This window comes from Methylorubrum sp. SL192, assembly GCF_026672325.1.
Classification (GTDB): Bacteria; Pseudomonadota; Alphaproteobacteria; order Rhizobiales; family Beijerinckiaceae; genus Methylobacterium; species Methylobacterium extorquens.
This window is the reverse complement of the sequence record NZ_JAPPQV010000003.1, coordinates 5,197,117-5,217,540: the sequence shown is the minus strand read 5'-3', so window position 1 is coordinate 5,217,540 and position 20,424 is coordinate 5,197,117. Positions and strand designations below refer to the sequence as shown.

Here is a 20,424-nt window from a genome sequence, read left to right as displayed (position 1 = left end):
TCTCGGGATTGCTGGGGGAGCGTCGCCTATACCTTATGGGGAGAGCCGCCGCCAAATCGGTGGGGATCATGGATGCGTTGCGCCAGCGCCACGAGGACGAGGCCGGCAAGCGCCAGCGGCGCCATCATCAGGAAGGTCGAAGGCCCGCCGAACGAGCGGTAGACGGCGCCGCAGGCCAGCGTCGCCAGCGCCGAGACGAGCGCGGTCGAGGCGCCGATCGTCCCCTGCGCCCGGCCGCGGGCGCCGTCGGGCGCGAAGCCGGAGACGGCCGCCATGATGCCGAGATGGGTCGCGCCGAAGGTGAGGCCGTGCAGCATCTGAAGCGGCAGGAGCAGGGCCAGCTCCCCGTCCGCGAGGCTGAGACCCAGGGCCCGTAGCAGAGCCGCCGCCGCCCCGAGCCCGAGCAGGCGGAACGGGCTGCGCCAGCGCGCGGGAAAGCGGCCGACGAGGGCGAACAGCGCGATCTCGGCCGTGACGCCGACCGCCCAGAGCGCGCCGATCCAGGGCGGCGAGACGCCATGGCGGGCCCAATCGAGGCTGCCGAAGGCGTAGATCGCCGCATGGCTCGCCTGGATCAGCGCCGCCGCGGCAATCGAGAGCCGCAACACCCGCGGCAGGGGCGGAGAGGCTCCCCGCTTCGAATGCGGCTCGGCGGGCGGCGCGACCTCCTGACCCGAGGCTGCGACCAGGGTCGCGGCAAGCGCGAGCCCGGTGAGCAGCAGCGGCACCGCCACCCGGTCGCCGAGCAGGCCGAGCAGCGCGCCGCCCGCGAGGTTCGCGGCGAGGAAGGCAACCGAGCCGCACAGGCGGATGCGGGCATAATCGATCCGCTTCGAGCGGCGGGCGGCGGCGAGGGTCAGGTAGTCGATGCTCGGCACCAAGGGGGCCTGCGCCACGGCGTTCACGACGATCAGCGGGACGAGCAGGGCCGCGGCGATGGCGGCGGCCGCCGGCATCAGGGCATAGCTCAGCGCCAGGGTGAGGCTTCCGGCGACGAGTAGGGTGCGCGGGCGCACGCCGCGATCGATCCGCCCCATCAACGGCCGCGTCGCGACGACCTTGGTGGCGATCGGCAGGGCGAGCAGCAGGCCGATCAGCCCGGCATCGAGACCGAGCGCGCCGAGCCACACGGGCATGAACGGCATGGCGATGCCGATCTCGACGAAGACCACGGCGTAGAGGAGACCGAGGCGGACGGGATCGGGCTCGCCGGTCGGGGCTGTGCGTGTCACGGAATTGCGGCGAAGCGGGCCGCCCCTCTCGATCGGTCAAAAACGTCGCGCGGCGGGGCGAAGCGAAGGAAAGCGTAAGCCGCTGTTAAAGCACGCCTGTCAATCTGCCGCCGACCGTCAATCGTCGCGGCACTCCTCGCGGTGGGGCCCGAGTCTTTGCGGGGTGTGATGTCGAGTTCCCGTTCCCTGACGCCTCTGGACGCGTCGCAATACGATGCTATCGAGGACGCCGTCCGGGAGACCGAGCGCGGCCGGTGGTTTCTGACCGAATACGCCCGCCGCAACCGCAACGCCGACACCGAGGTGCTGCTGGACGCGATCCGGCGCATCGAGAACGTCGTCACGACGGACCGGCCGGACGATGTCGGGCGCTTCCGCGGCGACCTGATGGAAATGGCCGACGCCATCGCCCGCACCCGCGCGGAGGTGGCCGCCCTCTCGACCGCTGAGCAGGGCGAGAGCCGTCTCACGGTCGCCTCGGAAGCCCTCGACGCCATCGTACGCGCCACCGAGCGGGCGACCTCCGACATCCTCAGCGCCGCCGAGGAGGTGCAGGAAGCCGCCTGGACCCTGCGCGAGACCGGAATCGACTCCGAGCTGTGCGACGCCCTCGATCGGCACGCCACGCAGATCTACACGGCCTGCTCGTTCCAGGATCTCACCGCCCAGCGCACGAGCCGCGTGGTGCACACCCTGCGCTACCTCGAGAACCGCATCGCTTCGATGATCGGGATCTGGGGCAGCCCCGAGGACGCGGTGCCCCCGCTCGGCGAGGACGCACCTGTACCGGCCACCGCCCTCGATCAGAGCGATGTCGACCGCTTCCTCGACATGGAAGGGCCGGCGCCCGCGCCGGCCGTATCGACCCTGCGGCCGTTGCCGACCATGGTGCTTGACGACGACCTCGCCTTCCTGCCGGCCAGCCCCGAGACGCCGGAACCGGCCCACGAAGAGGAGCCGGCGGAGCTGATCACGACCGAGATGGCGGCGCCCGTCGCGGTTCTGGTCGATGAAATCCCGGCGGATCTCTTCGCGATGGAGATGCCGGAGATCGAAGCCGCAGCCGAAGAGGAGACCGTCTCGGCCGTGCTCGTTCCGGCTCCGGCCGAGCTGGAATTGGCGGAGGCGTTCGGGGCAGAGGACGAGGCCGCGTTCGAGGTCATGTCGGACATCGAAGCGGTCGACGTGGTGGAGGAGGCCGAACCGGCCGCCGAACTCACCATCCCGGCCACCCCCGAAGCGGTCATGCCGCTGGCCGAGCCGCTGATCGTCGCGGCGGTCGAGCCGATGGCGGCCGACGATCTAGCCGCGGCCTTCCCCGATCTCGATACCTTGAGCATCGAGGAAAAGATCGCGCTTTTCGCGTGAGGGAGCGGGCCCCGGGGGCGGGCGTTGCGGTTCGTCATGCCGCATCGTTCCGCCTGAAAACCGGCGGCCCCTTTTTTGACGGATGGCTTATACGGGCCCGGTCATGGCCCTGCATCTTCTGAAGCTGTGCGTCGGTCCCTCCTCCATCGAGGAGTTGGAGGCGCGGATCGCACATTATCGGGCGGAGGCCCTGCGCCTCGGCCACGCGCCGGAGACGGTTCACGTCACCCGCATGTTCCCCAAGCGCGCGGGCGCCATCGCCGGCGGCGGTTCGATCTATTGGGTGATGAAGGGGACGCTGAGCTGCCGTCAGTCGATCCGCGCCATCGAGCCGGTCACGGGAAGCGACGGGATCGACCGCTGCCGCCTCGTGCTCGATCCGGCGGTGACGCCGGTCTCGCCGCGCCCCTGCCGCCCGTTCCAGGGCTGGCGCTATCTCGAAGCGCGGGACGCGCCGGCCGACCTCGACCGGGCCAGTGCCGGGGAGGTCGCCGAGATGCCCGAGAGCCTGCGGCGGGAATTGGTGGCGTTGGGTTTGATCTGAGGCGGTTGCCGCTTGATCCAAGCGGGACGCGTCTTGCTCGGCCCGAGCGGCGCTTGAACCGAGGCTCAATCCGATATCCCAAAGGGATCGATCGGATTTGAAGTGAGGCCGCCTGCCTTGTGGCGGCGGCCGATTGGCCTCGCTCCGGATGGGTGCGAGGCCGGGTCGGTCAGGCGGCTTCCTGCAACCCGACGACGGCCGGGGTAACCCCGAGGCGGTCGGCAAGGTGCCAGCGCAGTTCGCGCGGGGAATGATACTCGTAGGAAGCGTCGATGAGGTGGCTGAGGTCGGCCTGCGGGCTGCGTGCCTGCGTATCGACCAAGCTGCCCACCCGGAATGTCGCCGCGTTGGTGACGGGCGAAATGGCGCCGTCCTGGCGCCGGAACTCGAATTTCATTGTTTTTCTTCTTCTCGCACCGGATCCCGCGCCCTCTGGGCGTGGCCGGTGTCGTTTCTGGTTGTTTTGGTTTGGTGATTTCGGCGTCGGCGGCGCCCGCCGTGAGACATCCCTGGAAACGCGTTCCGGGAGCCTTCCTCCGGTGGGTGCCGCTTCGTTGGTTGAGAACGCGCCGTCGGGCCGGTTTAACCCCGGGCCCGAAGCGACTTAGACGGCCTGCAGATTGCCGGCCGCGTCCTTGCCGCTACGCTTGTCGGTCAGGACCTCATAGGACACCTTCTGGCCCTCGACGAGGTTGCGCAGGCCAGCACGCTCGACAGCGGAGATATGGACAAACACGTCCTTGCCGCCGTCATCCGGCTGAATGAAGCCGTAGCCCTTGGTCTCGTTGAACCACTTAACAGTCCCAGTATCCACGAATAGTTCCTTCGTTCTTCACACGCCAAGCGCAAGCATCTGCTCGAAGCGAGCACCTGGCAGCGTCCGCCGATTTTGCGGGATGACAAGCGGGTTGCAAATGGACCGAAGCCATTCGCTCCGCCGCGCCCGTCACGACAACATGTAGGCTGACGATGCGGCCTTAACAAGGCGGGGCGGAACGCGGCCGCCCCGGAGCCGCGCGCGCGAGGCGGGAGCGGACCAAGCCAATCGAGCCGAGAGTACTGCCGCCGCCACCCTGTGACAAAGCACGGGGCCGGTGCATATATGAACGTCAATCCAGGCGGTTACGCACCGCTCCAAGGCAGTGCAGTCAGGCGGTTCATGGCGGGCATCTCGGTTTCCCTCGAAGGCGCGAACATCCAGCTCTCGTTCCAGAAGGACGACCAATCGACGGCGGTGGTCATGGATGCCCGCGCCGCCCGCGCGCTCGTGCGCGCCGTCGGCCAGCTCCTTACCGCGATCGATGACGACGGCGAGGTCGACCTGCCCGATGAGAACGGCGACGAGGAGGTCGCCATGCTCGACGTGACGTCCTCGGCCATCGAGGTGGGCACCGACGAGCAGGGTCAGGCGGTGGTGGCCCTCCAGGCCGGCGCGCTGCCGCCGTTCCAGCTCCGCCTGACCGACGAGGAAGCACGCCACGTCGCCTCCAGCCTCAGCGAGATCCTGGCCGCGCCGCGGGACGTCCGCACCTCGCACGGCGGGCATTGAAGGCCCGCCCTGCCGAAGGGTGACGCTTCGGCGGAGCGGCGATCCGCCCCTGTTACGGTCAGACGCCCGGTCTGCCGCGGCGACGGCGCGTGCGCTCCGCGCTCGGCAAGGCATCGGGCATCATGGTGACGGCGACGGGATTGGGCGTGTGGTCCATGGCCGCACCGGTATAGGCATCGACGCCCATGCCGATGACGCCGCCAGCCAGGACATTTCCGGCAAAACCCGCCGCCCCTGCGCCGGCCAGCTTCGTGCGCACCGGCACGGTTTGCGGCTGAAATCCGGGCTTCGTGAAGGTGACGTCGAACTCCTCCGAGCGCGGCACGTCGAGCGAGCAGGGCGTCGTCGCGCAGTACCGGCTCGTCGTGGTGGCGACGGCGGCACCGGGCGGCTCGGAGGTGAAGGCGATCAGCTCCGTCGTGCCGCGCGTGACACTTCCGCACGCGGCAAGGCTCACCGCGACGAGCGCGGCGGCCAGAGATTGCTTGAACATGATGTGGTGTCCCCCAACCGCCTCTGCGGACGGTGGGGCGGTTGTTGAGACGGCTTCGTCTCAACGCAAGCGTGCAGGCGATGAGAGATCGGGGACAGCCCGCACGGTCGTCAGCATGTGATGAAAATGTGACGTCGGTTGGCCGCGCCCCGCTCGGCGGGGCGCGGCCTCAGATCAGAGCCGTATGCCGGGATCGGTCGGTCCGCCGGGCAGATAGTCCGGCTCGGAGCCGGGTCCGCGCGGTTCATCGATGTTCGGATCATCGACCGGGTAGGGCGTGCGCGGACCGGTCGGTCCGATATCGGGCAGATCGTCGGGCTGCGGCGGCGGGGGAAGATCGCCGGGGATCTGTCCGCCGGGGATGGGCTCGGGGGTCGGGGCGCCGGGATTGGCCATGGACCGCCTCCTGTCTGGCTTCGGGTATGGCGGTCCAACACATGCCCTTGGGTCCAGTTCCGTTCCTCGTTCGTCTCGTGGGCCGTGTAGGTGCGGCGCTGTGACGGCGCAGCCATGGTTTCTGGAACCGCGCCGGGAGCGGTCCGTTGGCCCGGCAATCCCTGACATCAACGGAGCGAAGCCATGCCCGATATTCGCGAGGCCAAGATCCTCATCGTCGCCACCGACGGCTTCGAGGAAAGCGAGCTGACGGTACCGCAGGCCAAGCTGAAGGAGGCCGGCGCCGCGGTGACCGTCGCGAGCCCGCAATCACGCCAGTCCAAGGGGACCATCCGCGGCTGGGACAAGACCGATTGGGGCAAGGACGTGCCGGTCGATCTCGATCTCGAGAGCGTGAACCCCGCCGATTACGATGCGCTGGTTCTGCCGGGCGGGCAGATCAATCCGGACAAGCTGCGTCTCGAGCCGAAGGCGCTGGAAGTGGTCCGCAACTTCTTCACCTCCGGCAAGGTCGTGGCCGCGATCTGTCACGGCCCCTGGCTGCTGATCGAGGCCGGCGCGGTGAAGGGGCGCACGCTCACCTCGTTCGCCTCGATCAAGACCGACGTGATCAACGCGGGCGGCGATTGGCAGGACAAGGCGGTCGTCACCGATGGCGGCATCATCACCAGCCGCAATCCCGGCGACCTCGATGCCTTCTGCGCCAAGATCGTCGAGGAGGTGAAGGAAGGCCGCCACGAGCCGCGTCAACTCGCCGCCTGAACCCGACTCACCAACACGACAAAGCCGCCGATCCTCGGATCGGCGGCTGTTTTTATGCCCGATGACGTGCCGCCGTCAGCGCTTGGCGACGGCCTTCTGAATCTTCGGCCGCTCCGAGGCGGCACCGGCCATCAGCTTGGCGAGGTGATCCTTGTCGACGCCGCTGCCGAGGCTCGCCGGCATCACGGCCGCCTCCGGTGCCGAGCGCTCAGTCTTGCGCGCCGCGATGGAGCCGGTGGTGACGGGATCAGCGAGCGCCGCCACCGGCAGGGCCGCTGATGCGGGCTCCCGCTGGACGCGCATCGCCCAATGGGCGGCGGTGGAAAGGACGGCGATGGCCAGGATCGCCTTGATGCCGCCGGTCAGGAAACGCCGCATGGTGAGGCCCGAAAACGCTGGGAACGCAGCCGGTTCCCCGGCCTGTCCCCAGCATCGCGCAAGATCGTGAACGAACCCTCCGAGGTGACGCCGACGAGGCGTGCCGGATCGGGAAGGCGCACCTCGCGGATCCTGCCTGCGTCAGATCCGGTGCGCGACTTCCGCGCGGGTCTTCTCGGCCTCCGTCTCCGCCGCGCCGCGGGTGCGCCACAGGCTGTAGACGACGCCGAGGGTGAGCAGGACCAGGGTGACGACGAGCGAGACCCACGGCGGCAGGTGGACAAGTTCCAGCGTGTCGGCGACGACGATCTTCGCGCCGATGAACAGCAGGATGAGGGCGAGCGCCGTCTTCAGGTAGGCGAAGCGGTCCACCATCGCGGCCAGCGCGAAGTACAGCGCGCGTAGGCCCAGGATCGCGAAGATGTTCGAGGTGTAGACGATGAACGGGTCGGTGGTGATCGCAAAGATCGCCGGCACGCTGTCGACGGCGAAGATCACGTCCGCGATGTTCACGAGCACCAAAGCCACGGCGAGCGGCGTCAGCCAGCGCACCATCTTGCCCGTCTTCGGATCGGGCTTGCGGACGATGAAGTGCTGGCCCTCCGGCTTATCGGTGACGCGCACCCACTTCTTGAGCAGGCGCATGGAGGCGCTGTTCTGGATGTCATGCTCGTCCTCTTCCTTCGAGACGAGCATCTTGATGCCGACATAGATCAGGAAGGCGGCGAAGACCGAGAGCACCCAGTGCGCCTGCTGGACGAGAGCCGAGCCGAGCCCGATCATCAGGCCGCGCAGCAGCACCGCCGCGAGGATGCCCCAGACCAGCACCCGGTGCTGCGCCGCCCGCGGCACGCCGAGCGAGGTGAGGATCACCGCGATCACGAAGACGTTGTCCATCGACAACGACTTCTCGATCACGAGGCCGGTCACGTATTCCTGGGCCGGGTCGAACCCAAGCATCCACCAGATCCAGCCGCCGAAGGCGAGGCCGAGGGTGAAGTAGAAGGCGGTGAGGAGCAGGCTCTCCTTCACCCCGATCTCGTGGTTCTTGTCGCGGTGGAGCAGGCCGAGATCGAAGGCCAACAGGCCGGCCACCAAAGCGTGGAAGCCCAGCCACATCCAGACGGGCTTGCCGAGCCACTCGTGGTTCAAAAATTCCATCATCATCGCGCGGGACCGGATGCTTCACTTTGGGAGAGCATCGACTCCGACATCGCGGAAGCGTCTGCCGTCTCCCTCCCGAACGGGCCGCCGATCCGGCGGACGGATGATCTCACCGGAATACCGGGAGCATCGCGAGGGGGACGGTGCGCGTTCCGCCAGAGGGGCCCGCAGCCGATGTCGGGCAGTTAGACGCGCGATCGCGTCGAATCAAGGGCAGGGCGATTTTCATCCCTGATCCTCACCCACAAAGCGCATGTGCTGATTTTCAGCCCGGCCGCGCTTGACAGGAGCGGGGTCTCCGGGCCCTGCCGCGGATCATGGACGCGGATCGAGAGCATGGAATCGCCATCGTCGGCGGCGGGCCGGCCGGGCTCATGGCGGCGGAGGTGCTGGCCGGGGCGGGGCAGCCCGTCACCGTCTACGAGCGCATGCCGTCCGTCGGCCGCAAGCTGCTCATCGCCGGGCGCGGCGGGCTCAACCTGACCCATTCCGAACCACTGCCGGACTTCCTGGGGCGTTACGCCCCCGTCGATTCGCGCCTGCCGGCGGCGGTCGAGGCCTATCCGCCGGACGCGCTGCGGGCATGGTGCGAGGCGCTGGGGCAAAGCACCTTCGTCGGGTCGAGCGGCCGGGTGTTTCCGGAAAGCTTCAAGGCCTCGCCGCTGCTGCGCGCTTGGCTCACCCGCCTCGATGCCTTGGGCGTCACGATCCGCACCCGGCACCGGCTCGTCGGCCTGGAAGACGGCGCGCTGGCCTTCGACACGCCGGAAGGCCCGCTCCGCATCCGGCCGCGGGCGACGCTGCTGGCGCTCGGTGGGGCGAGCTGGCCGCGGCTCGGATCGGACGGGGCCTGGGTGCCGCTGCTGGAGGGGAACGGCGTCGCGGTCGCACCGCTCAAGCCTGCCAATGTCGGCTTCCACGTTGCGTGGTCGGCGCATTTCTCGGGACGCTTTGCGGGCGAGCCGCTCAAGCGCCTCGCCGCGCGCATCGGCGGGGCGAGCGCCCGCGGCGAGGCGGTCGCCACAGCCGACGGCATCGAGGGCGGGGTGATCTACGCGCTCTCGCGGCCGATCCGCGAGGCGGTGGAGCGCGACGGCGTCGCCGAACTCACCCTCGACCTGCGCCCGGATCTCGATGCGGGCGCACTCCAGGCTCGCCTTGCCCGAAGCCGCTCCGGCGAGAGCCTCTCCACCCGCTTGCGCAAGGCGGCCGCGCTGAGCCCCGCCGCCATCGGCCTGCTGCGCGAGGCGCATGCCAACGCCCTGCCGACCGAAGCGGGGCCGCTGGCGGCGGCGATCAAGGCGGCGCCGCTCCGGCTCCTCGGGCCGGCCCCGATCGCGCGGGCGATCTCGACGGCGGGCGGTGTCGCCTTCGCTGAACTCGACGCGCATTTCATGCTGCGGGCGCGGCCCGGGACTTTCCTGGCCGGCGAGATGCTCGACTGGGAAGCGCCGACCGGCGGCTACCTGCTTCAGGCCACCTTCGCCAGCGGCCGGGCCGCGGCGAAGGGGATGCTGGCCTGGCTCGACGGGCAGCGGTGAACCCGGTCCGGCTCAGGGCCGGGCGCAGATCCCGACCATGCCGCTGCTACCGGCCGCGCAGGAGGCTTTCGTGTCGCCGTCCAGGGTCGCCGCGCCGCCCGTCTGGCAGGTGGCCGAGGCCAGGACCTCGCCCGTATCGCAGGAGAGCGTACAGCCCGAATCGGTGCAGGCGCGCGCCCGCACGACACGGAACGGGGCCGACACCGTCGCGGCGGTCTCACCTTTCGATCCCGGATCGCCCTTGGGGCCGCGCTCGCCCTTCGAGCCCGGCTCACCCTTGAGGCCCTGATCCCCCTTCGGCCCCGGCGCGCCCGGAGGCCCGGCCAGACCCGCTTCGCCCTTTGGCCCGGTCTCGCCCTTGAGCCCCTGCTCGCCCTTGACCCCTTGCTCGCCCTTCGGGCCAGGATCGCCTTTCGGCCCGGCGGCACCGGGCGGTCCCTGGAGGCCGGCGCTGCCCTGCGGGCCGGCGGGGCCCTGTTCGCCGGCCTTGCCGGCCGGCCCCTCCGGCGCGCAATTGGCGACCACCGCCTCGCGCTCGTTCTCACCGGCCTTGACCATCGCGACGCAGGTCGCGGGCCGGTAGGGCAGCCGGAACTCAAAGCGTCCGCGGCGGTCCGACAGAACGGAGATGTCGTCGTCGAGGATCACGGTGACGCCGCTCTTGCCCACGCTGCCGCTCATGCGCAGGTCGCCGCCCTCGATGCGTGCGTCCCAGATCTGGATCGGCTGGACCGGCGGGCTCGGTGCCTTGGCACGGGCCGCCCGCGGCTGCGTCTCGCCCTGGCTCTGCGCCGCCACCGGTCCAGCAAGGACGAGGCCCAGCGCGATCAGGATCGGCGAGAGGGTCGGCCAAACGGCTCGCGAAATGGCTGGCTTTCGTGCTCCCAGGTCGCGCGTCGTCGGCATGCTCGCTCCTCCGATCTTGTCCCGCGCATCTCCCGGCGCGGCGGAGGAAAGGTTTCGGTTGCCGGCCGGCCAGGGTCAAGCCCGCGGCGTCGTCCACACCCGTCCACACCGCCCATCCACAGGCCAAGCGGTTGGGGCTGAATGCTGTTTTTAGATTGTGTCCACAGCTCCAGCCCACCGGAAGTGAAGCCGATGCGCGCGGCGAGGAGAACCCCCGGTAAAACCGTAAAGCCATCGGCGGGTCGATCCGTTAAGAAGGCCGGCAGAGTGCCCGGTCCGCCGACAGCCCGCACGGGCGCGGCCGGCCGAGGCTTGCGACCTTCGAGACCGAACCACCGCCATGCTTCGCCCGCTTCTCGCCGTCCTGTTCCTCCTGTCCACCGCCGCGCAGGCCGACGAGTGCGACGCGCTCGCCGCCCGCATCGCCCAGGCGACGGGGGCGAAGAAGGCCGGCCGCCGGGTCGGTCCGAGCATCGACGTCCGGGCCGCGAGCGGGGTCCGGCTCGATCTCACCTGCCGCGCCCAGCCCATCGTGCAGGCATCCTCGGGCGATCCCTCGCCCTCCGCCGAATTCTTCCGCGAGCTGACGATCGCGTCCGAACTCGTGGTCGGCGAGCCGGCCGCGACCGTGCAGCCGATCCTGGCGCGGGCCTACCAGACGGCTTTGCGCGAGGGGCGCAAATCCTTCATCCAGCAAAACGGCTGGTCGGCGAGCTGCTACACCGACAGCGCCGGGGCGCTCCGGACCCTCTGCTCGGTCGGGCGCATCCCGACGGAGTAAGGGCTGACAGACGGCCCGGCCGTCTTCCCGATCGTTCCCGCTTGAACGAAGCGCGCGCCCGCGCCAATGCGGAGGGCAAGGATCCGCCGCAGGGATCCGTCGCAAGAACATCGATCACAGGGCATTTGGTGAGGAAGCGCGCGATGGCCGAACCGATCGTCAATCACCTGTTCGGCCTCGTGCGCACCCATTGCCCGGCCGATCCGGGCGCCAAGGTCTTCATCGAGACCGCGGACGGCGCCCGCTACACCTATGCCGACCTTCTGGCCCGCTCCGGCGCCTATGCCAGCGCGCTCCGGGCCCTCGGCGTGAAGCCTGGCGACCGGGTGGCGGTGCAGGTCGAGAAGAGCGCCGAGGTGATCTTCCTCTATCTCGGCGCGGTGCGGGCCGGCGCGGTCTTCCTGCCGCTCAACACCGCCTACACGGGACCCGAGATCGCCTATTTCCTCGGCGATGCCGAACCGGCCCTGTTCGTCTGCGATCCCGCCCGCGAGGCCGACCTGTCGGCGGTCGCGGGCCAGGCCGGCGTGCCGCAGACCCGCACCCTCGACGCCGCCGGGCACGGCAGCATGGCCGAGGCCGCCGACGCGGCGAGCCCGGACTTCGCGGATGTGCCCCGCGGGGCCGACGACCTCGCCGCGATCCTCTACACCTCGGGCACGACCGGGCGCTCCAAGGGCGCCATGCTGAGCCACGACAACCTCGCCTCGAACGCGCTCACGCTGGCGCAGTATTGGCACTTCACCGAGCGCGACGTGCTGATCCACGCCCTGCCGGTGTTCCACACCCACGGGCTGTTCGTGGCCACCAACATCGTCCTGGCCACCGGCGGCACGATGCTGTTCCTACCCCGGCTCGATGCGAAAAAGATCCTCGAACTGATGCCGCGGGCCACCGCGATGATGGGTGTGCCGACCTTCTACACCCGGCTGCTCAAGGAGCCCGGCCTCACCCGCGAGGCGGCGGCCCATATGCGCCTGTTCGTGTCGGGCTCCGCGCCGCTGCTCGCCGAGACGCACCGGGAATGGGCGCAGCGCACCGGCCACGCCATCCTCGAACGCTACGGCATGACCGAGACCAACATGAACACCTCGAACCCCTACGAGGGCGCGCGGCGGGCCGGGACGGTCGGATTCCCGCTGCCGGGGGTGACCCTGCGCGTGGTCGAACCCGAGACCGGCGCGCCGCTCGGACCCGAGGAGGTCGGGATGATCGAGGTGAAGGGCCCCAACGTGTTCCAGGGCTACTGGCGCATGCCGGAGAAGACCGCCGCCGAGCTGAAGGTGGACGGCTTCTTCATCACCGGCGATCTCGGCAAGATCGACCGCGACGGCTACGTCCACATCGTCGGGCGCGGCAAGGACCTCATCATCACCGGCGGCTACAACGTCTACCCGAAGGAGATCGAGGTCGAGATCGACGCGCTGCCCGGCGTCGTCGAATCCGCGGTGATCGGCCTGGCCCATCCCGATTTCGGCGAGGGCGTCACGGCGGTGGTGGTGCCGGGCGAAGGCGCGCCCGACGAGGCGGCGGTCCTCGCGGCGCTGGAAGGGCGGCTTGCCAAGTACAAGTGCCCCAAGCGCGTGCTGTTCGCAGCCGAACTGCCGCGCAACGCCATGGGCAAGGTGCAGAAGAACCTTCTGCGCGAGACCCATGCCGACCTCTACCGCGGCTGACGCGGTCGCCCGCTCGCGCTGACGGGTTCCCCTGTCGGACCGGTCGAGAGGGCCGCGCTGGCGCTCTCAAGCCTGTGATGCGATGCTGGCGGTGACCGGTGTTATGAGCCTGCTTATGCTCCGGGAACTCTGCGTCCCGGTGGTGTGGACCCGATGGCGGTCCATGTTTTCTCCGTCTGGAATCCTCGGAGTTTCGTCCGAACGTGACTAAGAGTGCCGAACACGACCGGATCGAAGCCGAACTGGTCCGCGTTTCCAAAAGCACCGACCCGTTCGCGGCCGCCGTCAAGGCGACGCGGATGCCGATGCTGATCACCGACCCACACCGGTCCGACAACCCGATCGTCTTCGTCAACGGCGCCTTCAGCAAGCTCACCGGCTACAGCCGCGAGGAGATCCTGGGGCGCAATTGCCGCTTCCTGCAGGGACCGGAGACCGACCCGCGCGACGTCGCCCGGATCCGTGACGCCGTCGAGCGGCGCGTGCCCGTCGAGATCGACCTCCTCAACCACAAGAAGAGCGGCGAGGTCTTCTGGAACCGCCTGCTGATCTCGCCCGTCTTCGACGACGAGGGGCAGCTCACTTACTTCTTCGCCTCGCAGTTCGACGTGACCCTGGAACGGGACCGGATGGTCCGGCTCCAGCGCGACCGCGACGCCCTGGAACAGGAGGTCGAGCGCCGCAACGACGACCTTACCCGCAGCGAGCACCGCCTCGAATTCATGCTGGCTGCCGGCCGGCTCGGTGCCTGGTCCCTCGACCTCGCCGAGCGCCGGCTCGTCGCCTCGACCCTGTGCAAGCAGAATTTCGGGCGCCCGCTCACCGAGCCCTTCAGCTACGACGACCTCGTCGAGGCGGTGGTGCCCGAGGATCGCGAACGGATGCAGGCCGCGATGCAGGCGGCCATCGACCGCCGGAGCGATTACGACGTCGAGCACCGCGTCACGGCCCCCGGCGGCGAGGTGCGTTGGGTGCAGTTGCGCGGCCGGGCCTATTACCGGGCCGACGGGGCGCCGCACTCCATGGCCGGCATCTCGCTGGACGTGACCGACCGCAAGCGGGCGGACGAGCAGCGCACCCTGCTCGCCGCCGAGATGAAGCACCGGGTGAAGAACACGATCGCCACGGTCCAATCCATCGCCCACCAGACCCTGCGCAACGCCGCTTCGCTCGACGATGCCCGCCGGACGCTGGACGCGCGTCTCAACTCGCTCGCCGCCGCCCACGACATCCTCACCACGGAAGCCACCGCCGGGGTGACGCTCGCCGAGGCGGTGGAGAGCGCCCTGCAGCCGTTCCGGGTCAGTCCGCGCAACCGCATCCGCTTCGGCGGGCCGGAGGTGCGCCTCACCTCCCGCCTGACGCTGGCCGTGGTGATGGCGCTGCACGAGCTCGCCACCAACGCCGTGAAGTATGGCGGCCTCTCGAACAATTCGGGCCGCATCATCCTCAACTGGGACGTCGAGGGTCGTGCGTCCAAGCGCCTGCTGATGCGCTGGGAGGAGTTCGACGGTCCGCCGGTCGAGAGGCCGTCGCGGGTCGGTTTCGGCACGCGCATGATCGAGCGGGTGCTGGCGGCCGAGTTCGGCGGCGAGGCCAAGATCGACTACCGCAGCCGCGGCCTCGTCCTCACGCTCGAGGCGCCGCTGCCCGAGCGCGAGGTCGCCTGAGGGTCACGCGCGTCGAAGCCGTCGCCCGTTCCGACGTTTCCGGTGGATGCGCCGCGGTTCGAGGGAACGGCCAAGCCTGATCCGGGGTTGAACCGCGTCTTAGTGTCTCTCACAAAACTCCCGCCCCGCTGTCATCGCCAGAGCGAGAACGGTCGGAGACCGGGAGTTTTGTGAGGCACTCTTATCCAGGCGCTTGCGCCCGACCCCGCGAATCATGCCGTCCTCCCCCCAGACCCCGCCCCGCCTGCCCGCGGAAGGCACGGCCTCCGTGCTCTGGACCCTGATGATGGGCGCGGCGCTGGTCGCGCTCGCCGCCGCGTCCCGACGCCCGCCCGACGCGGATGACGAGCCTGCGGCTGAGGCGGCGAAGGAGCGCAACGGCGGCGCCCATTCCCACGAGGGGCGCTCCGCCCGCTGGGTGGCGGCGACGCAAGCCAATCGCGGCCGCGCCGCTGACCATCCCGGCGAGATCCCGTCGCCCGGCTGGTGGGACATCGCCACGCGGGTCTACCTCGAATTCAACAAGGACCGGGTGCTCTCGGTCGCGGCGGGCGTGACCTTCTACACCCTGCTCTCGCTGTTCCCGGCGATTGCCGCGCTCGTCACCTGCTACGGGCTCGTGGCCGACGTGAACACGATCAACGTCCACCTCTCCACCCTGCACGGCGTGCTGCCGGAGAGCGCCATCGAGATCATCGGCGAGCAGGTCAAGCGCATCGCCACTAAGGGGAGCGGTGCGCTCGGCTTCACCTTCTTCACCAGCCTGACGCTGTCGCTGTGGAGCGCCAATGCCGCGATGAAGGCGATGTTCGACGCGCTCAACGTCGTCTACGAGGAGGAGGAGAAGCGAAACTTCTTCTGGCTCAACGTCCGCTCGCTCACCTTCACCGCGGGCGCCTTGCTCTTCATCATCCTGGCGCTGATCTCGATCGTCGTGCTGCCGGTGGTGTTCAACTTCCTCGGTCTGGGCGACGGCGCCCGCCTCATCGCCATGGCGCGCTGGCCGGTGCTGCTCCTCGTCCTGCTCGGCGGGCTGGCCGTGCTCTATCGCTACGGCCCGAGCCGGGAGCGGGCGCGCTGGCGCTGGGTCGGCACCGGCAGCGTCGTGGCGGGCGTGCTCTGGCTCATCGCCTCGATCCTGTTCTCCTGGTACGTCGCCAATTTCGGCAACTACAACGAGACCTACGGCTCGCTCGGCGCCGTGATCGGCTTCATGACGTGGATCTGGATCTCGGCGACGATCGTGCTGCTCGGCGGCGAGATCAACGCCGAGATCGAGCACCAGACCGCGCGTGATTCGACCACGAGCCCGCAGAAGCCGCTGGGGCAGCGCGGCGCGCGCATGGCCGACACCGTGGGTGCGGCGGCCTGAGGCGCACAACGCATCATCCGTTCTTGCGCGGGAGGGTCGCACTCGTGACAAGCGGTGCCCGGCACCATCTTGCCAAACGAGAAAAGCACCGGAGGAACGCGACATGGCCGGATCCGACGTCATCGGCACAGATCCCGAGATTCGCACGGAAGAGGAATGGCGCGCGGCGCTGACGCCGGAGCAGTACCGCGTGCTCCGCGAGCACGGCACCGAGCGGGCCGGCACGAGCGGCCTCAACGCCGAGAAGCGCGCCGGCACGTTCGTCTGCGCCGGCTGCGGCGCTCCGCTGTTCGAGAGCGACACCAAATACGAGTCGGGCAGCGGCTGGCCGAGCTTCTTCGCGCCGCTCGAGGATGCAGTGGAGACGACGGTCGACCGCAGCCACTGGATGACCCGCACCGAGGTGCATTGCGCCCGCTGCAAGGGCCATCTCGGCCACGTCTTTGAGGATGGTCCGGCCCCAACCGGGCTGCGCTACTGCATGAACGGCGTCGCTCTCGGCTTCGAACCCGAGGGCTGAATTCATGGGATCGGCCCGATGAATTCCACGCCTTTTCGGCCTCCAGGCTTGCCGCGTGGTTGTTTCGGGCCCATCACTTCGCCATGAAGGTCCATGTGAAGAACAGGTTAACGCCCCGGTCTTCGCGGACCGCCCATGTCCAATACGGTGGGCGGCAGCCGATCCCCTTCGGGATCGGCGCCCCGAAGGCCGAGTGTTCGGGCGCGGTCCCGGACCGGTGCGTGCCGACCCGCGGAGGGAAGTGAATGAGTGTCGTTCGCCGGTTTCTCGTGGCGCCCTCTCTGGTCCGTCTTCTGCGGAAGGAGCGGGGCGGGTCCCGCGTCACCGAAGGTTACTTCGCACCGCAGGCCGGGCGGACCTCGTTCGTGCGGCTGCAGGGTACCAACTGCTTCCTCGTGCTGATGACCGGCTCCGAGGGGGCGATGGCCGAGGAGCGCACCGAGGTGCCGCGCGCCCACGGCGACGCCCTGCTCGACGTCTGCCAGGGCCGGGCCGTCTACGAGCGCACCACGGTCTCGCTCGGTGGTTCGGTGGAGGCGCTGGTCGATCGCTACGTGCGTCCGTCGGGCCTCGACATCGTCAGCCTCGTCTTCTCCGATGCATCGGCCGCGCAGGGCTTCACGCCGCCGGTCTGGTTCGGCGCCGAGGTGACGACGGACAAGGCCTATGACGGCCAGTCGATCGCGATCACCGGCGTTCCGACCCCAGGTGACATCCCCCTGAGCAACGCCGCCCTCGACGCGGTGCTCGACCTGATCGAGCCGCGCTTCGGTTCCAATCGTCCGCCCTTCACCCCGTCGAAGCCGGTGTCGCCCCCGCGCGACACTCCGGCGCGTCCGCCCGAGCCGCCGAAGCCTGCGCCGGTTCCGGATGCGCTCCTCGCGGCAGCGGTGGCGGAGCCGGCCACGCCGCCCGAGACCAAGTCGGAGGAGCAGCCTCAGGCCTCCGAAGAGCCTCTCCCGGCCGCGGCCGAACCGACGCCCGAAGCCCCCAAGGCCGAGGAGCCTGCGCCCGCCGAAGCGACGGCGCCCGAGCCGGCCGCTGCCGAAGAGCCTGCATCGACCGAGGCCGCCAAGCCCGAGGAGGCGCAGCCCGCCGCCGAGACCGCCGAGGCTCAGAAGCCGGCGGCCGAGTCCGGCGAGCGGTTGCCGCCGGATGCGCGCATCGACGACGTGATCGAGAGCCTCTCGAAGGCGCTCGGCGCCGCGATCCGCAACCCGCAGGAGCCGGGCCGCGACGAAGAGGTGACCGAGGCGTTCGAGCGCTGGCAGGTCCGGCCCCGCCGCACGCAGCAGACCTAACCGGCTGCGTCGAAGGACTTCTTGGAACGCCGGCTCCCGCAAGGGGCCGGCGTTCTGCGTTGCAGGGTCTCACATGACGCCCGCTTGTCTGCGCGGCGGAGGGGAACGCCCCCGTTCGTCACCGATTCTGGGGCATGGATCCTGGGATGGCGAGACCGTTGGCTGGAACCGGCAAGGGGAAGGCTTCGTTGGCTGGCATCCGGTTGCAACCCGTCGGGTGAAGCACCGGTACGTGTCCATTCCCAACGAGGAATCGCCGCCATGAGACGTTTCGCCATTGCTGCCGCAGGGCTGATGCTCTGCCTCATGCCGATCGCCGGTGAGGCTCAGGCCCAGGGCATTCCCGGCGGGATGCGCCGCGGCGCGGCCGAGGGCGATCGCGTCGCCGGTCCGATCGGCGGCATCGTGGGCGGCGCCGTCGGCGGTGCGGTGGGCGGAGTGAACGGCGTGCTCGGCATCGATCCCGGCCGGCGCGCCTACCGGACCCGGATGCGCTCGAACCGGCCCTACCATCACCGCCGTTACCATCCGCGCCACCACCGCCACCGCTAAGTGCGTGTGGTCATGCGCGGGGAGGGGGGCCCCTCCGCCGCGCTTGTCGGCGCATCAGGGCATCCTCGCTCAGCAGAGCGAGGCCCGAGGCGACGATGATGCCGGCGCCGAGCATCGTCCAGGCGCTCGGCACGTCGCCAAACAGGACGTAGCCGAGCAGGACCGACCACAGGATCTGCGTGTAGATAAAGGGCGCGAGCAGGCTCGCCGGCGCCCGTGCATGGGCCAGCACCAGCAGCCAGTGCCCGATCGTGCCGAACAGCCCGACCGCGACCAGCAGGGCCCAGACCGTGCCCGAGGCCGGTGCCGTCCAGATCCACGGCAGGAGCGGGCTCATCACTGCGAGCCCACCGAGCCCGGTGTAGAACACCGTCGTGGCGGTCGAATCGTGGGCCGCGAGCTTGCGCGTCACGATCACGTAGATTGCGTAGCAGAGCATCGCGCCGAGGCTGAACAGGATCGCCGGCTTGGCCGCCAGCGCGTCGGGCCGCACGATGACGAGAACGCCGACGAAGCCCGTCGCCACCGCCGCGAGCCGCATCCGCGACGACCATTCGCCGAGCAGCGGCCCGGCGAGCAGCGCCACGGTCAGCGGCGCGGCGAACTGGATCGAGATCGTCTCGGCGAGCTGGAGCGAGCGCAGGGCCAGGAAGTTGCAGGCGGTCGAGCCGAACAGCAGCAGCGAGCGCAGGATCTGGAGCGGCAGGCGCCGCGAATGGGCGACGCCCGGCCGTGTCACCGGGTTGATCAAGGCGGTCACCAGCGCAACGTTGACCGCGTAGCGCATGAAGGTGGTGAGCAGCGGATCGACGCCCGCGCCCGCCAGCACCTTGCCCGTGGCGTCGAGGCTGGCGAAGAATACCGGCGCGACGCACATCAGGGCGATGCCGACGAGGCGTCGCGGATCGCGGGCGATCGCGCGTTCCGTCTCGCCGACCTGTTTGGCGGACACGACTCTCTCCCGGTCTCCGGCCTCGATCGAGGCCGTAGAGCAAGCCGGAGTCCAGCGCATCCCGGCTCCGCGCGGGGCCGCGTCCCGCAAGCGGCTTAGAGTTTCGCCTTCGGCCCACGCCCACTCGTCAGCGACGGCTCGCCGGCTGCGTCACACACCCACGCCGGAGCCTGCACGCGGTTCGTGGATCGGGCAGCCGTTATGCTCGGCCCGGAAGCCGGCGGAGGCGGGGTAGGCGGCCCGGCGGGCGCGCATGATCGCGCCGAGCGGCCGGTGCGCGGCGAGCGCGTGCCAGGGATTGAAGGCGAGCCCGTCGTCGATCTGCCGGACCTTCTCCTCGCTCCACGCATCCTGCCGCGGCACGGTGAGGCGGGCCACGGCGAGATAGGGGCTCGCCTCCTCGGGCCAGGGCTTCGAGGCGTCCTCGACCGGCATCGTTTCCTCGTCGGTGCGCAGTTGCGCCCGCAGCTCCCACACGCCCTCGTTCTCGGCGAAGAACGCGGTCACCGCCTCGCGCAGGCCGTCGGGCCGGCCGTTGACGTTGAGGCTGGCGCCGGTCAGCGCCGTCAATTCGGGCGAAACCGGCGCCACCGCGACCTTGGCGATGTAGGCGCCCCAGCGCAGGGGAACCTGGCTGTAGAACGTCTCGCCGAGGATGTGCGTCTCCGGGTGGCCGCCCATCGCGATCAGGGTCGGGCTCTGGGTGCCGAGGCCTTCGAGCACCGATTCGACGCCGCGTAGAACCGCCGAGAACGCCTTCTTGAACACCTGCGGCGTGTCGGTGGTGGCGGCCAGGAGCTTCAGGCTCTTGAGGAAGGCCGCGTCGTCCGGCGCCGTGAAGGCGGGGGCGTTGGCCATCACGAAGTCCTGGCTCGTGCCCTCGTCCCCCTCCAGGCGCTCGCCCTCGACGCCGACGATCTTCAGCGCCAGGCCGCGCGGGGTCGAGACGCTGTCGTCGAGGATGTCGCCGGGATTGGTGGAGAAGCGCAGCACAGCCTCGTAGGTGCTGGGCGTCTCGAATAGGCCTTGCGCCAGTTCGGGCGGTAGACCGTCGAGGATTTCGAGGCGTCCGGTGAGCAGGCCGTGGGCTTTGGCGTGAACGCCCCGCACCGCCCGGCCGTAATCCTTGAACGTGGTCTCCTGGATCTTCGCGAAGGTCGCGAGCATCTGCGCGTGGATGTCGGCCTCGTCGGTGCGCGGCTGCTCGACGGACGGATGATAGGGAATCGGGCTCGCAGGGCTCACGTCCGGCCTCGTGCTGGATCTG

At 69.7% G+C, this 20,424-nt stretch carries 22 protein-coding genes; 12 read left to right on the top strand and 10 right to left on the bottom strand.

Translation table 11 applies throughout. The features are described from left to right. Positions 1-26: 26 nt before the first annotated feature. Positions 27-1,232, bottom strand: coding sequence for an MFS transporter (locus OVA30_RS25320; protein ID WP_268177372.1), 1,206 nt, complete (start codon positions 1,230-1,232; stop codon positions 27-29). 168 nt (positions 1,233-1,400) lie between these two features. Here OVA30_RS25320 and OVA30_RS25315 point away from each other — a divergent pair, with 168 nt between their 5' ends. Both OVA30_RS25315 and OVA30_RS25310 read left to right on the top strand, forming a co-directional pair. Beyond that, entirely contained in the window at positions 1,401-2,600 is a 1,200-nt protein-coding gene (locus OVA30_RS25315; protein ID WP_268177371.1) for a hypothetical protein, read from the top strand. A 103-nt stretch (positions 2,601-2,703) separates the two neighbouring features. Further along, positions 2,704-3,144 carry a DUF1489 family protein gene (locus OVA30_RS25310; RefSeq protein WP_012605857.1) on the top strand — a complete coding sequence of 147 codons (441 nt, stop codon included), beginning with the start codon at positions 2,704-2,706 and terminating at the stop codon, positions 3,142-3,144. 169 nt (positions 3,145-3,313) lie between these two features. Here the strand turns inward: OVA30_RS25310 and OVA30_RS25305 are convergent, their stop codons facing one another. Both OVA30_RS25305 and OVA30_RS25300 read right to left on the bottom strand, forming a co-directional pair. Further along, positions 3,314-3,541 (bottom strand): hypothetical protein, encoded by a 228-nt coding sequence (locus tag OVA30_RS25305; RefSeq protein WP_003598896.1) that lies wholly within the window; start codon positions 3,539-3,541, stop codon positions 3,314-3,316. A 207-nt stretch (positions 3,542-3,748) separates the two neighbouring features. After that, the gene (locus OVA30_RS25300; RefSeq protein WP_003598898.1) at positions 3,749-3,958 is read right to left on the bottom strand and encodes a cold-shock protein; all 210 of its coding nucleotides are present in this window, start codon (positions 3,956-3,958) and stop codon (positions 3,749-3,751) included. 345 nt (positions 3,959-4,303) lie between these two features. Between OVA30_RS25300 and OVA30_RS25295 the strand changes: the two genes are divergently transcribed. Further along, entirely contained in the window at positions 4,304-4,693 is a 390-nt protein-coding gene (locus OVA30_RS25295) for a hypothetical protein (RefSeq protein ID WP_003598900.1), read from the top strand. A 58-nt stretch (positions 4,694-4,751) separates the two neighbouring features. Here OVA30_RS25295 and OVA30_RS25290 read toward each other — a convergent pair whose 3' ends face one another. Next, positions 4,752-5,186, bottom strand: coding sequence for a translation initiation factor 2 (locus tag OVA30_RS25290; protein WP_268177369.1), 435 nt, complete (start codon positions 5,184-5,186; stop codon positions 4,752-4,754). 174 nt (positions 5,187-5,360) lie between these two features. Continuing rightward, positions 5,361-5,582, bottom strand: a complete 222-nt coding sequence (locus OVA30_RS25285; RefSeq protein ID WP_003598905.1) for a hypothetical protein — start codon at positions 5,580-5,582, stop codon at positions 5,361-5,363. A 183-nt stretch (positions 5,583-5,765) separates the two neighbouring features. Between OVA30_RS25285 and OVA30_RS25280 the strand changes: the two genes are divergently transcribed. Beyond that, positions 5,766-6,344 carry a type 1 glutamine amidotransferase domain-containing protein gene (locus OVA30_RS25280; protein ID WP_268177368.1) on the top strand — a complete coding sequence of 193 codons (579 nt, stop codon included), beginning with the start codon at positions 5,766-5,768 and terminating at the stop codon, positions 6,342-6,344. Positions 6,345-6,419: 75 nt separating this feature from the next. Here OVA30_RS25280 and OVA30_RS25275 read toward each other — a convergent pair whose 3' ends face one another. Together OVA30_RS25275 and OVA30_RS25270 are read right to left on the bottom strand one after the other, a co-directional pair. Next, positions 6,420-6,722 carry a hypothetical protein gene (locus OVA30_RS25275; RefSeq protein WP_003598909.1) on the bottom strand — a complete coding sequence of 101 codons (303 nt, stop codon included), beginning with the start codon at positions 6,720-6,722 and terminating at the stop codon, positions 6,420-6,422. A 141-nt stretch (positions 6,723-6,863) separates the two neighbouring features. Next, positions 6,864-7,889 (bottom strand): TerC family protein, encoded by a 1,026-nt coding sequence (locus OVA30_RS25270; RefSeq protein ID WP_012605854.1) that lies wholly within the window; start codon positions 7,887-7,889, stop codon positions 6,864-6,866. A gap of 314 nt (positions 7,890-8,203) precedes the next feature. Here OVA30_RS25270 and OVA30_RS25265 point away from each other — a divergent pair, with 314 nt between their 5' ends. Further along, positions 8,204-9,427, top strand: a complete 1,224-nt coding sequence (locus OVA30_RS25265; RefSeq protein WP_268177367.1) for a TIGR03862 family flavoprotein — start codon at positions 8,204-8,206, stop codon at positions 9,425-9,427. A 12-nt stretch (positions 9,428-9,439) separates the two neighbouring features. On the opposite strand, the gene OVA30_RS25260 is transcribed toward OVA30_RS25265, so the two are convergent. Further along, on the bottom strand, positions 9,440-10,333 hold the full coding sequence (locus OVA30_RS25260) for a collagen-like protein (RefSeq protein ID WP_268177366.1): 894 nt from the start codon (positions 10,331-10,333) through the stop codon (positions 9,440-9,442). 340 nt (positions 10,334-10,673) lie between these two features. On the opposite strand from OVA30_RS25260, the gene OVA30_RS25255 reads away from it, so the two are divergent. From OVA30_RS25255 to OVA30_RS25225, 7 genes are all read left to right on the top strand, one after another. Beyond that, complete coding sequence (locus OVA30_RS25255; protein WP_012605851.1) at positions 10,674-11,114, top strand: hypothetical protein; 441 nt, start codon at positions 10,674-10,676, stop codon at positions 11,112-11,114. A gap of 143 nt (positions 11,115-11,257) precedes the next feature. Further along, positions 11,258-12,790 (top strand): malonate--CoA ligase, encoded by a 1,533-nt coding sequence (locus tag OVA30_RS25250; protein WP_268177365.1) that lies wholly within the window; start codon positions 11,258-11,260, stop codon positions 12,788-12,790. A gap of 203 nt (positions 12,791-12,993) precedes the next feature. Next, positions 12,994-14,460 carry an HWE histidine kinase domain-containing protein gene (locus OVA30_RS25245; protein ID WP_268177364.1) on the top strand — a complete coding sequence of 489 codons (1,467 nt, stop codon included), beginning with the start codon at positions 12,994-12,996 and terminating at the stop codon, positions 14,458-14,460. 214 nt (positions 14,461-14,674) lie between these two features. Next, positions 14,675-15,832: a YihY/virulence factor BrkB family protein gene (locus OVA30_RS25240; protein WP_268177363.1), complete on the top strand. Its 1,158-nt coding sequence runs from the start codon at positions 14,675-14,677 to the stop codon at positions 15,830-15,832. 103 nt (positions 15,833-15,935) lie between these two features. Then, complete coding sequence (gene msrB / locus OVA30_RS25235) at positions 15,936-16,352, top strand: peptide-methionine (R)-S-oxide reductase MsrB (RefSeq protein ID WP_056463241.1); 417 nt, start codon at positions 15,936-15,938, stop codon at positions 16,350-16,352. Between the two features lie 245 nt (positions 16,353-16,597). Further along, on the top strand, positions 16,598-17,653 hold the full coding sequence (locus OVA30_RS25230; protein ID WP_268177362.1) for a hypothetical protein: 1,056 nt from the start codon (positions 16,598-16,600) through the stop codon (positions 17,651-17,653). Positions 17,654-17,914: 261 nt separating this feature from the next. Further along, positions 17,915-18,205, top strand: a complete 291-nt coding sequence (locus OVA30_RS25225) for a hypothetical protein (protein ID WP_042508707.1) — start codon at positions 17,915-17,917, stop codon at positions 18,203-18,205. 10 nt (positions 18,206-18,215) lie between these two features. Here OVA30_RS25225 and OVA30_RS25220 read toward each other — a convergent pair whose 3' ends face one another. Then, positions 18,216-19,217 (bottom strand): DMT family transporter, encoded by a 1,002-nt coding sequence (locus tag OVA30_RS25220; protein WP_268177361.1) that lies wholly within the window; start codon positions 19,215-19,217, stop codon positions 18,216-18,218. 90 nt (positions 19,218-19,307) lie between these two features. Next, positions 19,308-20,402 carry a catalase family protein gene (locus tag OVA30_RS25215; protein WP_268177360.1) on the bottom strand — a complete coding sequence of 365 codons (1,095 nt, stop codon included), beginning with the start codon at positions 20,400-20,402 and terminating at the stop codon, positions 19,308-19,310. Between the last annotated feature and the right edge of the window lie 22 nt (positions 20,403-20,424).